Here is a 12,721-nt window from a genome sequence, read left to right on the forward strand (position 1 = left end):
AAAATAAAAATTCACATTTGACAAAGAGTAAAAATATCCTAAAAAATCGCCTCAAGAAATCAATTTTTCACCATTTAACGATTTAATAATCAACACGCAATCGTTATAGTGTTGCTCTCAGTAAGATAATCGTGAAAAGAGTAGGGAAATTGCTTTTTATTTTACTAATTTCGAAAAATTAAACGCTAATTATTTCGAAAAATGCAAAACCAAAAACGCGTCGTTATTGATTATATTTCTCCACAATTGAATGGAGGTGAATTTTTTATCAAGCGAATTGTCAACGAAATCGTCACGGTAAATGCGCATGTATTAGTCGATGGACATGATGTGATTGCCGCTTCGGTACTGTACAAACACGAAAAAGAACGAACCTGGAAAGAAGTGCGCATGCACGAACTAGGAAATGACGAATGGCAAGCTTCTTTTACCGTTGAAAAACAAGGTTTCTACACGTACAAAGTAGAAGGTTGGGTAGATTATGCATTGAATTGGCAACACGGTGTAGAACGCAAAATTGATGACAATCAATACATTATTTCGGAATTGTTAGAAGGTGCAGAATTGCTAAAACCATTACTCAAAAAAGTCAACAAAACAGAAAACGACTATCTCGGCGAATGTATTGATGCTTTTCAAGATGCTGAACAGTATGAAAAAGCCATTACGGAAGCCAAAAGTCATCGTTTGCACGAAATCTTTCTAAAATATCCAGAAAAACACTTAGCGAATAGCTCACACGAATTACAAATTTATGTAGACCGTAAAAAAGCACAATTCAGTACGTGGTATGAATTCTTTCCGCGCTCAGCTTCAGAAACTGAAGGACAACACGGAACATTCAAAGATTGCGAACGTCTCTTGCCACGCGTTGCAAACATGGGATTTGATACCTTGTACTTTCCGCCAATTCATCCAATTGGAGAAGTGAATCGAAAAGGAAAAAACAACTCGACAGAAGCGAAAAAAGGTGATGTCGGTTCTGCGTGGGGAATTGGTTCACAATACGGCGGACACAAAGATGTGCATCCAGAATTGGGAACCAAAGAAGATTTTAAACGCTTGGTTGCCAAAGCCAAAGAACACGGAATTGAAATCGCGATGGATTACGCATTGCAAGCTGCGCCCGATCATCCTTGGGTGACGTCACATCCAGATTGGTTCAAATGGCGACCAGATGGAACGGTACAATACGCCGAAAACCCACCGAAAAAGTATCAAGATATTTTGCCGATTTATTGGGAAAGTGAAGATTATCAAAACCTTTGGAACGAATGTTTGGATATTCTTTTGGAGTGGATTGATTGTGGCGTGCGCGTATTTCGTGTAGACAATCCACACACCAAACCGTATTACTTTTGGAATTGGATTATTGCGGAAGTCAAAAAGAAATTCCCAGACGTTCTCTTTCTCGCGGAAGCATTTACCAAACCTAAAGTCATGCAACAATTGGCAAAGCAAGGTTACACGCAATCGTACACGTATTTTACTTGGCGAAACAGCAAGCATGAATTAATCGAATACATGAACGAGCTCACGCAAACGGATCAAAAGGAATACATGCGACCGAATTTTTGGCCAAATACGCCAGACATTAATCCGTATCACTTGCAAGGTGCGAACGAATCAAAGTACATTCAGCGCTATGCGCTAGCGGCAACCTTATGTTCCAACATCGGAATTTACGGTCCTGTATTTGAGCAAATGATTGACGAAGCCATTCCTGGAAAGGAAGAATATTACATGTCTGAAAAGTTTCAATTGTGTCACTACGATTGGTTCAAGGAAAACAAATTGACAACGCTCATTACGCGCATCAACCACATACGCCACGAGCACGAAGCTTTGCAACAAACCAACAACATAAAATTCTGCCACATTGAAAATGAGAACCTCATCGGTTTTTACAAGTGGAATCAAGATAAAACGAGTGAAATCTTAGTCATTATCAGTTTAGATCAATACTATCCGCAACAAGGAACAGTACAATTGCCGTTGCACGATTTGGGCATTCAGCAAGGTCACAAAGTAGAAGTGCACGATTTAATAACAGGCAACAGCTACAATTGGTATGACGAATGGAATTATGTGGAATTGCATCCTACGTTGCCATTTCATATTTTTGAAATAAGAAAATAACGTATGAGTGTAACTGTCTTAGTAGCAACTTTTTTAATACAAATCATTGCGTATGCCTTCTTGAGAAATAAAGGAAAAATACATTATGGTTGGATAATTTTGACAGTATTTATAATAGTAAATATTTTTATATTTCCAAATCTAAAAATATTTGAACAAGAAATTTATTCCAATCATACAAATTGCGGACTTCATAGACTTCCAATATTTTTTATTTTTTGGATTTTAGGAAATATAGGCTCAATTTTGATTTACATTACTCATAGAATAATTTCAAGGAAAATTACGGTGAATCATGACTAAAAAAACCATCAAAACCAAAACGCACTATAACTTTAACGATTCGTGGGAAACACTGTTGGAAAACAAAGCCTTTGTCAACGCATTTCTCTCGGAAGTCTTGGAAGATTATATTACAAAACAGCGTTGGTACGGTGGAAAAGCTAGCAAACTGAAATACATTGAACTGTCGGAATACTTCCGCATTCAACGAGATGGCGAAGTGTATTACGGATTGATTTTAGAAGTGAATTTTGAAGAAGCTTTCTATCAACACTACTTTTTGCCGATTGCTTTTGTGTCGGATGAAAGTTTTGCACAAGAAGACCGTATTTTATCTATCAGCATACAAAACCAAGAAGGATTTATCATTGACGCCATTAACTTAGAAGCATTCAGAAAGTTAGTGTTTGAGCGCATTCTCACTGCCATTCCAAACGATTTGACACGTGTACAATATCACAAAAGTATCTTATTCAATGACGAATATGAATCGTCGCGTTTTATGGGCTTGGAGCAAAGCAATACGTCTATTGTGTACAATGAAAGCTTTGTGTTGAAATTCTTCCGAAGAATTTACGCAAACAAAAACCCAGACTATGAAATGAGTCGTTTCTTGTCGGAAAAAAAACAATTCAAAAATACGCCAGCCTATTTAGGAAGTCTAAGTATTGTAGATTCTGACAATGAAAATATTACGATTGGGCTCATGCAAGAAATGGTGCCCAACGAAGGCGATGCGTGGGATTACATGCTAAAAGAACTGGAAAAAGTTTTTGAAACACTAGAAACCAAAAACATTGACATTGCACAATTGCCTGAAACGGAACTCTTTGAGCGTTTAAGCATTCGCGATGTGCCGCCCAGAATCATTGATTGGGTTGGGTTGAATCTTTTCTTAAAAGTACAAAAACTGGCAGAACGTACCGCCGAAATGCACATTGCACTAGGAAGCGAATTTGAAGAAACTGCCTTTACACCAACGCACTTTAACGGCGATTATACGGTGTGGCTTAAAAACAGATTGCTCTATCAATTTCAAAACAGATTAAATACTGTTGAAAACAATCTGCACAAACTAGAAGATTTATCGTTGGAATTGGCACATGAATTTTTAGACAATAAAAACGACATCCGTAAGCGATTGGTCAATTTTGATTGGACACGACTCAAAGGCGAACGAATTCGCGTGCATGGCGATTATCACTTAGGTCAAATCTTGGTTAAAGAAGACGATTTTTATATTCTTGATTTTGAAGGCGAACCCGAAAGTACCATTCGTGATAGAAAGGTAAAACAACCACCACTCAAAGATGTTGCAGGCTTGTTTAGAAGCTTTCATTACGCTATTTACGCCACTATTTTCAATAACAGCGAACAGTACAAACACGAACAGCAAGAGCTTTTTGATGCGGGCGAATTGTTATATACATACTTTATCGGTGTCTTTTTAAAAACATACATCGAAAAAATTCAAGATGCCAATCTCAACATTGGCTACCGACAAGAACGCATCTTTTTACTAAAATATTCACTGCTTGAAAAAGCAATTTACGAACTTGGGTACGAACTCAATTCACGACCACTTTGGGCAGTAATTCCGCTGAAAGGCATCACAAACATTATCAATCACAAATAATATATGGCAAAAGTAATTCCACATAGTTTATTTTCAGATTTTGACATCAACCTCTTCAAAGCAGGAAAACATTACAAATTGTATGAAAAATTTGGTTCGCACATGATGACCGTTGATGGTGTCGAAGGAACCTATTTTGCGGTTTGGGCGCCAAGTGCAAAAACCGTTTCTGTCATTGGCGATTTTAACTATTGGATAGAAGGCGAACACCAACTCAATGTGCGTTGGGATTCGAGTGGAATTTGGGAAGGATTCATTCCGAATGTAGGCAAAGGAAGCATTTACAAATACAAAATTCAAAGTCATCACGGCGATGTAAAAACGGAAAAAGCCGATCCGTATGCACGTCGTTGCGAGCATCCGCCAAAAACAGCGTCTATTGTTTGGAATGCTGAGCACAATTGGAAAGACAAAGATTGGATGACCAAACGAAAAAAGCACAATGCCTTAGAGGCACCTTTTTCAGTGTACGAAGTGCATTTGGGTTCGTGGAAGAAAAAAATGGAGGAAAACCGTTTTCTAAGTTATACAGAAATGGCAGATGAGTTGGTCGATTATGTAAAAGAAATGAACTTTACGCATGTCGAATTGATGCCAGTCATGGAATATCCGTACGACCCGAGTTGGGGATATCAATTGACAGGTTATTTTGCGCCAACGTCACGATTTGGCTATCCTGAAGAATTCAAACTATTAGTAGATAAACTCCATCAAAACGACATCGGAATCATCTTAGATTGGGTACCGTCGCACTTTCCAGAAGATGCACACGGACTCGGTTTTTTCGACGGAACGCACTTATACGAACATCCAGATCGACGCAAAGGCTATCATCCTGATTGGAAAAGTTTGATTTTTAACTACGGAAGAAACGAAGTCAAATCATTCCTCATCAGTAATGCAATTTTTTGGCTCGATCAATATCACGCAGATGGTTTGCGTGTGGATGCAGTAGCGTCAATGTTATTTTTAGATTACTCTCGAAATGATGGCGAATGGGAACCGAATCAATTTGGCGGACGCGAAAATTTAGAAGCAATTGCGTTCATGCGCGAAATGAATGAAGCTGTCTATGAAATGTTTCCCGACGTACAAACCATTGCGGAAGAATCGACATCGTTTCCAATGGTATCGCGACCAGCAAGTATTGGTGGACTCGGTTTTGGCATGAAGTGGATGATGGGTTGGATGCACGATACGCTTCAGTATTTTGCCAAAGAACCGATTTATAGAAAACACCATCAAAACGATTTGACATTTAGCATGACCTACGCGTTTACGGAAAACTTTATGTTGCCGTTGTCGCATGATGAGGTGGTGTATGGAAAACATTCAATTTTAGGAAGAATGCCAGGAGATGAATGGCAGCGATTTGCCAACTTACGTTTGTTGTACAGCTACATGTTTACACATCCAGGCACGAATTTGCTCTTTCAAGGAGCGGAATTTGGGCAAAGTGGAGAATGGAACTTTCAGCAAAGTCTTGATTGGCATTTGTTGCAGTACGATGTACACAAAGGTGTGCAAACCTTAATCAAAGATTTGAATACGCTCTACAAGTCAGAGCCTGCATTACATGAAAAACAATTTTCAGCAGAAGGTTTTGAGTGGATTGATTACAACGATGCGGAAAACTCAGTATTGGTCTATATCCGTAAAGGTAAAAAACCTGAAAACGATGTGATTATTGCCTGCAACATGACGCCAATTCCACGCGAAGATTACAGAGTTGGTTTGCCAAAAAAAGGAACACTCCAGGAAATTTTCAACAGTGATTTAAAGCAATACGCTGGAAGCAACGATTTTGTCAACAAAACCATCACAACAGAGAAAAAAGACTGGCAATTTAGAAATCATTCTGCAAAAATTACCATTCCGCCATTAGGGATGGTTGCTTTTAAATATAAATCCTAAATAGGTACACAAAGTAAAATCAAAAAAGAAGCGAACCACAGTTCGCTTCTAATTCATTATATATCAATCTTAACAATATTATTCGATATAATCCGTCAATTCGTCAATTGCTGCTTGCACTGCATAAGGAATTAATGGAGAGTATACATAAGCACTTGTAGGTAATGTGCTTCCACCTTTGACTTCTGCACGGTCTAATGTAGAAATTGTCTTTTTGTTCAATTCTAGTGATTTAATTGTTCTTTTTTTCATAATTAGGTTTTTTTAGAGTGGTTGTATAGAAATAAATTACAAAAGCAGCGATATAACTATGTGAGTTTTTAATTCACAAAAAATGCCCAAAGCAAAAGCCACAAATGAGCTTCGCTACGTTTCTTATAATAGAGTATATTTACTAATGATTAATTTTTGTATGTAATAGTCCAAAGGAAAATCTCAATACAAATTTCACCTGCTGTGCATGTAATAGAAACTGTAGTTCCTCCTTTTAATTCAGCAGCATCCAATGTAGAAATGGTCTTTTTGTTGAGTTCTAACGATTTGATAGTTCTTTTTTTCATGGTTTTAAAAATTTGATAGGTTTGTCAAAATAATTTCATAAAATAAAGAATCTTAATGCTTTCAAAAGTGCCAAAAAGTAAGTCAAAATACTGTTAGTCAGTGGTTTGTTTTTTTGAAATGTATTTGGGTTGTAAAAAAAGATTTTCAAGATGCGTTACAAATCGTAAGAGGAGTCAAAATTCATCTTTCAACCATGAAATCCTTCCATCTTTCAATTCTGTAACAAAATAATAATCAACTACAACGTTATCGTTAATAAATCAAGCTTTTAAAGCTTTCAAAATTCTAAACTTTTCCGTTTTTTTACAGCTTATATAAAAATTGCAAAATGATTGTAAATACGGAGTTAGAACAGAAAGGAAATTTGTTTCCTTCTAAAATTATAAATTTCAGCAAAGATGTTGATACTTTATACTTCACGGCGGAAAATGATGTAGTGATGCAAATGCGTATTGTGCGCGATAGTGTATTGCGTTTTAGATACACAACCACAGGAACTTTTGAAAAAGATTTTTCGTATGCCATAACCAAATACGCGAGTACAGGATACAATCATTTGGAGATTGAAGAAGACAACGAAAAATACATCGTTACGACATCCAAACTGATTTGTCACATCGCGAAAGAAAACATGAAAGTGCAATTGTACGATGTAAAAGACAATACGCTTATTAACGAAGATGAACTCGGTTTTCACTGGGAAGAAAGTTACGAATTCGGTGGAAACATCGTAAAAATGAGCAAAACGGTGAACGAGCGCGAAAGCTACTTCGGACTCGGAGATAAGCCAGATCATTTGAACCTAAAAGGAAAACGTTTTCAAAATTGGGTGACGGACTCGTATGCGTATGGAAAAGACACCGATCCAATATACAAAGCCATTCCATTCTATACAGGATTGCATCACAACAAAGCGTACGGAATCTTTTTTGACAATACGTTTCGAAGTTATTTTGACTTTGCGCATGAGCGTAGAAATGTAACGAGTTTTTGGGCGCAAGGTGGCGAAATGAACTACTATTTCATCTACGGACCGCAAATGCAAGATGTGGTAGAAAATTATACAGACCTTACGGGAAAACCACATCAATTACCGCCGCTTTGGGCATTGGGATACCATCAATGTAAATGGAGTTACTATCCAGAAAGTAAGGTAAAAGAAGTCACGCAAAAATTTAGAGACTTAAAAATTCCGTGTGATGCTATTTATTTAGATATTGATTATATGGACGGTTTCCGCTGTTTTACGTGGAATAAAGAGCATTTTCCAGACCCAAAACGCATGGTAAAAGAATTGGCTGCCGATGGTTTTAAAACGGTAGCGATTATTGATCCAGGAATCAAAATTGATAAAGAATACAGTGTTTTTAAAGAAGCATTAGACAAAGATTATTTCTGTAAACGTGCAGACGGACCGTACATGAAAGGAAAAGTGTGGCCAGGCGAATGTTATTTCCCTGATTTCACACGACCAGAAGTACGCGATTGGTGGTCAGGATTATTCAAAGAACTCATTGAAGACATCGGAATCAAAGGTGTTTGGAACGATATGAACGAGCCAGCCGTAATGGAAGTGCCAAACAAAACCTTCCCAGACGATGTACGCCACGATTACGACGGGAATCCTTGTAGTCACCGAAAAGCACACAACGTGTACGGAATGCAAATGGCGCGTGCTACATATCAAGGATTGAAGAAATTTAACTATCCAAAACGTCCGTTTGTCATAACACGTGCCGCATATTCAGGAACGCAGCGTTATACCTCAACGTGGACAGGCGATAATGTTGCGACTTGGGAACACTTATGGATTGCAAACGTACAAGCACAACGCATGGCAATGTCTGGTTTTTCCTTTGCGGGAAGTGATATTGGAGGATTTGCCGAACAACCACAAGGAGAATTATTTACACGTTGGATTCAGTTAGGCGTTTTTCATCCGTTTTGTAGAGTGCATTCTTCGGGAGATCATGGCGATCAAGAACCGTGGGCTTTTGATGAAGATGTAACGGATGTTGTACGAAAGTTTGTCGAATTGCGCTATCAGTTGCTTCCATACTTGTACACGGCATTTTGGAACTTAGTCGATCATGGAACGCCGTTGTTGAAATCGCTTGTGATGTTTGATCAAGAAGATCATCAAACGCATTACAGAACAGATGAATTTATTTTTGGAGATCAAATTTTAGTATGTCCAATTCAAGAACCAAACAGCAAAGGTCGTAGAATGTATATTCCGAGAGGCGAATGGTACAATTTCTGGACGGATGAATTGGTAGAAGGTGGAAAAGAAAAATGGGTAGATGCCGAAATTGACAGCATGCCAATTTTTGTAAAAGCAGGCGCAGTGATTCCAAAATATCCTGTACAACAATATGTAGGCGAAAAGAAAATTGACGAAGTAACCTTAGATGTATATTACACGGAAGGAAAAGAACGCTCACAATTGTTTGATGATGCGCACGACGGCTACGATTATACCAAAGGTCGTTACAGTTTGCGTACCTTCAAAATTACGGGAAAACCAAAAGAACTCATCATCCAACAGCATAAAGAAGGAAAGTATATTTGTGAATATGAAAAGTTCCGATTAAACATTCACGGATTGCCGTTTAAAATCAAGGAAATTCAGTTAGACAATGTTACCGTGCCTTTAAAAGACGTCAAAGCTTCTGCTTCGGGAGACATTATTGTAGACAAAGATTTCTCTGAAATTCACATCATCGGTTAGATTTTTTGTTGGGATCAAGATTAAAGATTCAAGATATAAGAGTCAAGGCGTATGTTTTGGCTCTTTTTTTATGGTGCGATGATTTAATAATATAACGTGAGTTCGGTATTAGCAATCTTATATTTAACTGAATTTCAAAATACTTATAATAAATGTCAAATCGAGCGCAGTCGAGATTACTTTGAAAATGTCCATTTCTAGTGTTCTTGTGAACTACGTTCGGTATCTACGATAATGCTCCAACGGACAAAGAGTTATTTATCAGTAAATTACGAACAATACGTCGATTTCTTACTTCGAATTCACGTTAATATACAAAAAGAGGCTGTTTTAAAAGTTTAAAACTTCGTCAAGCTGACCATGTGCTACACTTCTAAAACAACCTCTTTAGAGCCTGTCCAAATTTTGATTGTGAATCTTCTAGTTCATAGAAATGCTACCCGAACCTGCTACTTTCGTATCTTGTTTTGACGGATTTCCTTTGCAAACAATATCGCCTGAACCTGCTACACGTGCTTTGATAGACTCGGTTGCGTACAATCGAATATCGCCTGAACCTGCCAAACTTACGCTAGCACTTTTCGCTTTCAATTTGTATGCATGAATATCTCCAGAACCTGACAACGCCAATTCCGCACTGTCAGTAGTTCCTCTTGCTGTCATATCGCCCGAACCTGAAACTGCCATCGTCAAATCTCTCGTGTCCACGTCAATGACAACATCGCCCGAACCTGACAATGCCATTTTAAACGTATCTGCTTTAATAATATCTTTTGTATATACGTCGCCCGAACCTGACAATGCTACTTTGCTAATATCTCTAAATGGTACTGTGATTACTAAAGAATTTCCTCTGCTGGTGCGTAAATTATAGCCTTTTTTTGTTTTAATTTTTAGCATATCGTCTTTTACTTCGGTTTCAATATATTCCAACAAATTGGATTCTCCTTTCAGGGTGATATTTCCTTCCGAGCCAGCGACCAATTCTACATCGAAAAAGCCAGCTACGCTAACTCCATCGTAGTCTGAAGTTGTTCTGGTAATGGTGGTTACATTTCCATTTCCTTTAATTTTCTTTTTTCCCCATTGTGCGTGAGAAACGGTAGTTGCTAACAATAGCGCGATGATAAATACTGTTGTTTTTTTCATGATGAATGATTGTTTAGAGTGAATATTGTTTAATGAGTTGATGAATTATAATTTGGTGAATCGGACACTGCCGTATTCTGAATTGATTGAAATATGGTTACTATTCGATTTATTTCCTTGATAACCTTTATAATAGCCTTCGCCATCTTCGATACGTTTGATGTTGAAGTTGAAATTTTCGTCGCCTTTGAGACTCGCATATTCTAAATTGAATTCAAAACTGAAAAAGTAGTTTGGTTGATACCCAATTTTAATCCCTGCATATTCAGATTCGATATCAATATTGCCTGCATTATTCGTCATTTCAGCAATTTTGATGGAACCGTAATCCGCTTTCAAATCTACATTTCCAGAAATTTTACCCAAACGAAGCGACAAATAATCGCCAGCGCCTTGTACATTATTGGCTTCTTCAATTTGAAGCAATTTGTAATCACAGCGATATTCGATATTGCGAACTTTTCCAAAAACCGATTGTGTGTAATCTGCGTTCAGTTTGATGTTTTCAGCTTCCTTTACGGAGAAAGAAGAGTAATCTGCATTAATGCGTCCGTCTTTTATATAAGCAACAGTGACATCATTGCTATAGTCAAAACTTAGCGTATTGTGATGAGACAATAATTCTCCGATTTCCATACCGCCATAATCAGCACTTAGTGAAACTTTGTTTTCGGCTTTGTCGAGGAAAATCTTTCCGTGATCATTCGAAATATCCAATTCATTGCCTTTTGGAAACTTGATGTTGTAATTTACGGTTACGTTGACATTATTTCGCTTATTCCATTTCCACCAAGCTTTGGAACCGTCATTGAATCTGGTTTTTGCGTTGACCATGTCGTTGGTATTTGTAAAATCGACACCAATTTGCGCCAGACGCTCTGTGACTTTACTTTCAGAATCTCCATTGGTTTGAATGGTAACTTCAATAGCAACGGTATTTTTATCCCAAGAAGTCAATTGTACCGTTCCGTAGCTGTTGGTGACTTTCAGTAATGCATCTGAATTTACTGAAAACTCTTTGGTAATGGTTTTTTCTTTGGTGTGTTTTCCTTTCATTTTTTCTTTTCCGTTAGATGCGAACATCGCAGTAGGAAGTATCAATAAAAGGAATGTTAGTTTATATAATTGTCTGTTCATTTTTGAATATTTTTATTTCATCAATTTGTCTTAAAACGCTTTCTAGCAATTCTATACGCAGTTGAAAATTGGTAATCATGGCGTGGATGATACGTTTGTCGTCTCCAGTTTCAATGAATTGTTCTTTTAGTTTTTCATAATCGTTTTCGAGGCGTTCTAAGCGTTTCATAGCATCTTGAATCACCTCTTTGGTATCTTCGTTTTCTTCGGCTTTTACTTTTTTTAATTCGGTTTCAATCAACGCAGCAAAATACAGTTGTGATTTTTCCACTTCGGGCGACAACGTAATCTGAGTTTCTTCTACGGAAGTGTTTCCAAAATTAGTTCCGATAAAAATTCCCAAACTCAGTAAAATAACACAGGCTGCGGCAATTTGTTTCCACCAAGTAAACAGTACAATTGGTTGCTTGGGTTCGGTGGTTTCTTGCGTTTGCTGTTGTTGTAGCTTTTTCAAAAAGCGATGCTCGTGTCCAATGTCAGGCGTTTCAATGTCAAAATCGTCCTGCAATCTTTCAAACAAGTTGCTGATGTTGTCGTTCTTTTTCATACTAATACTTCTAGTTTTTTTCGCAAACTTTCTTTAGCACGCGAAATCGTTGTTCTGCAATTTGCATAGCTAATATCCAGAATAGAGCAAATTTCTTCATAATCGTACCCTTCAATCAAATGTAAGGTCAAAGAAACTCTGTAATTGTCTTTCAGTGTTTTTAAAGTTTGCAATACTTTTTGAGCCTGTAAGCTTGTAAACTCCTCGTCTGAAGCAATTCCGTTGTTATCTTCGACCTTGTATATCATTGTGTCGATAGGAACTTCTTCTTTCTTTCTTCTTTTCTTGTACAAGTAAATACTTCGGTTCACTACGATTTTTTTTAACCATGCGCCAAAGGCAACTTCTCCGCTAAAAGAATCCAGCTTTGTAAAAGCACTTAAAAAGGCTTCTTGCATGGCGTCTTCTGCTTCTGCGCTGTCTTTTACAATTCGAAAAGCGGTATTGTACATCGCTTTGTAATAGCGATTGTACACTTCCATTTGCGCAGCTTGATTTCCTTCTTTGCACAACGTAATGAGTTGTTCAGTATGTAACTTTTGGTGGCTCAAAAAGTTTTAGTTTACAGTAAAGAGAATGGGTGAAACGGTTTGTTACACTTTTCCCTAAAATTATTTAATATTTC

The 12,721-nt window shown here is 37.5% G+C and carries 10 protein-coding genes; 4 read left to right on the forward strand and 6 right to left on the reverse strand.

What is annotated here, in order from left to right; genetic code table 11:
• Positions 1–201: 201 nt before the first annotated feature.
• The 3 genes from C8N46_RS04395 (at position 202) to glgB (ending at position 5,971) form a co-directional block, all read left to right on the forward strand.
• Complete coding sequence (locus tag C8N46_RS04395) at positions 202–2,139, forward strand: alpha-1,4-glucan--maltose-1-phosphate maltosyltransferase (protein ID WP_108113668.1); 1,938 nt, start codon at positions 202–204, stop codon at positions 2,137–2,139.
• 295 nt (positions 2,140–2,434) lie between these two features.
• Entirely contained in the window at positions 2,435–4,057 is a 1,623-nt protein-coding gene (locus tag C8N46_RS04405; RefSeq protein WP_108113670.1) for a maltokinase N-terminal cap-like domain-containing protein, read from the forward strand.
• A gap of 3 nt (positions 4,058–4,060) precedes the next feature.
• Entirely contained in the window at positions 4,061–5,971 is a 1,911-nt protein-coding gene (gene glgB, locus C8N46_RS04410; protein WP_108113671.1) for a 1,4-alpha-glucan branching protein GlgB, read from the forward strand.
• A gap of 78 nt (positions 5,972–6,049) precedes the next feature.
• Here the strand turns inward: glgB and C8N46_RS20335 are convergent, their stop codons facing one another.
• Both C8N46_RS20335 and C8N46_RS20340 read right to left on the reverse strand, forming a co-directional pair.
• Positions 6,050–6,223, reverse strand: a complete 174-nt coding sequence (locus tag C8N46_RS20335) for a hypothetical protein (RefSeq protein ID WP_158269075.1) — start codon at positions 6,221–6,223, stop codon at positions 6,050–6,052.
• Between the two features lie 149 nt (positions 6,224–6,372).
• Positions 6,373–6,531 (reverse strand): hypothetical protein, encoded by a 159-nt coding sequence (locus C8N46_RS20340; protein ID WP_158269076.1) that lies wholly within the window; start codon positions 6,529–6,531, stop codon positions 6,373–6,375.
• A gap of 329 nt (positions 6,532–6,860) precedes the next feature.
• Between C8N46_RS20340 and C8N46_RS04415 the strand changes: the two genes are divergently transcribed.
• Positions 6,861–9,263 (forward strand): glycoside hydrolase family 31 protein, encoded by a 2,403-nt coding sequence (locus C8N46_RS04415; protein WP_108113672.1) that lies wholly within the window; start codon positions 6,861–6,863, stop codon positions 9,261–9,263.
• 420 nt (positions 9,264–9,683) lie between these two features.
• Here C8N46_RS04415 and C8N46_RS04420 read toward each other — a convergent pair whose 3' ends face one another.
• Genes C8N46_RS04420 through C8N46_RS04435 form a run of 4 tightly spaced genes read right to left on the reverse strand, consistent with a single transcriptional unit; the run spans position 9,684 to position 12,647 of the window.
• Positions 9,684–10,412: a GIN domain-containing protein gene (locus C8N46_RS04420; RefSeq protein WP_108113673.1), complete on the reverse strand. Its 729-nt coding sequence runs from the start codon at positions 10,410–10,412 to the stop codon at positions 9,684–9,686.
• Positions 10,413–10,457: 45 nt separating this feature from the next.
• Positions 10,458–11,549, reverse strand: a complete 1,092-nt coding sequence (locus tag C8N46_RS04425; protein WP_108113674.1) for a hypothetical protein — start codon at positions 11,547–11,549, stop codon at positions 10,458–10,460.
• Positions 11,530–12,096, reverse strand: a complete 567-nt coding sequence (locus tag C8N46_RS04430; protein ID WP_108113675.1) for a hypothetical protein — start codon at positions 12,094–12,096, stop codon at positions 11,530–11,532. The genes C8N46_RS04425 and C8N46_RS04430 overlap by 20 nt, the downstream gene beginning before the upstream one ends.
• The gene (locus C8N46_RS04435) at positions 12,093–12,647 is read right to left on the reverse strand and encodes an RNA polymerase sigma factor (protein ID WP_170110066.1); all 555 of its coding nucleotides are present in this window, start codon (positions 12,645–12,647) and stop codon (positions 12,093–12,095) included. The genes C8N46_RS04430 and C8N46_RS04435 overlap by 4 nt, the downstream gene beginning before the upstream one ends.
• Positions 12,648–12,721: the final 74 nt, after the last annotated feature.

Origin of the sequence: Kordia periserrulae (assembly GCF_003054265.1) — a bacterium.
GTDB classification, from domain to species: domain Bacteria; phylum Bacteroidota; class Bacteroidia; order Flavobacteriales; family Flavobacteriaceae; genus Kordia; species Kordia periserrulae.

Coding starts and splice junctions, on each gene's coding strand:
- C8N46_RS04395 (WP_108113668.1), top strand. CDS start 202: ATGCAAAACCAAAAACGCGTCGTTATTGATTATATTTCTCCACAATTG.
- C8N46_RS04405 (WP_108113670.1), top strand. CDS start 2,435: ATGACTAAAAAAACCATCAAAACCAAAACGCACTATAACTTTAACGAT.
- glgB (WP_108113671.1), top strand. CDS start 4,061: ATGGCAAAAGTAATTCCACATAGTTTATTTTCAGATTTTGACATCAAC.
- C8N46_RS20335 (WP_158269075.1), bottom strand. CDS start 6,223: ATGAAAAAAAGAACAATTAAATCACTAGAATTGAACAAAAAGACAATT.
- C8N46_RS20340 (WP_158269076.1), bottom strand. CDS start 6,531: ATGAAAAAAAGAACTATCAAATCGTTAGAACTCAACAAAAAGACCATT.
- C8N46_RS04415 (WP_108113672.1), top strand. CDS start 6,861: ATGATTGTAAATACGGAGTTAGAACAGAAAGGAAATTTGTTTCCTTCT.
- C8N46_RS04420 (WP_108113673.1), bottom strand. CDS start 10,412: ATGAAAAAAACAACAGTATTTATCATCGCGCTATTGTTAGCAACTACC.
- C8N46_RS04425 (WP_108113674.1), bottom strand. CDS start 11,549: ATGAACAGACAATTATATAAACTAACATTCCTTTTATTGATACTTCCT.
- C8N46_RS04430 (WP_108113675.1), bottom strand. CDS start 12,096: ATGAAAAAGAACGACAACATCAGCAACTTGTTTGAAAGATTGCAGGAC.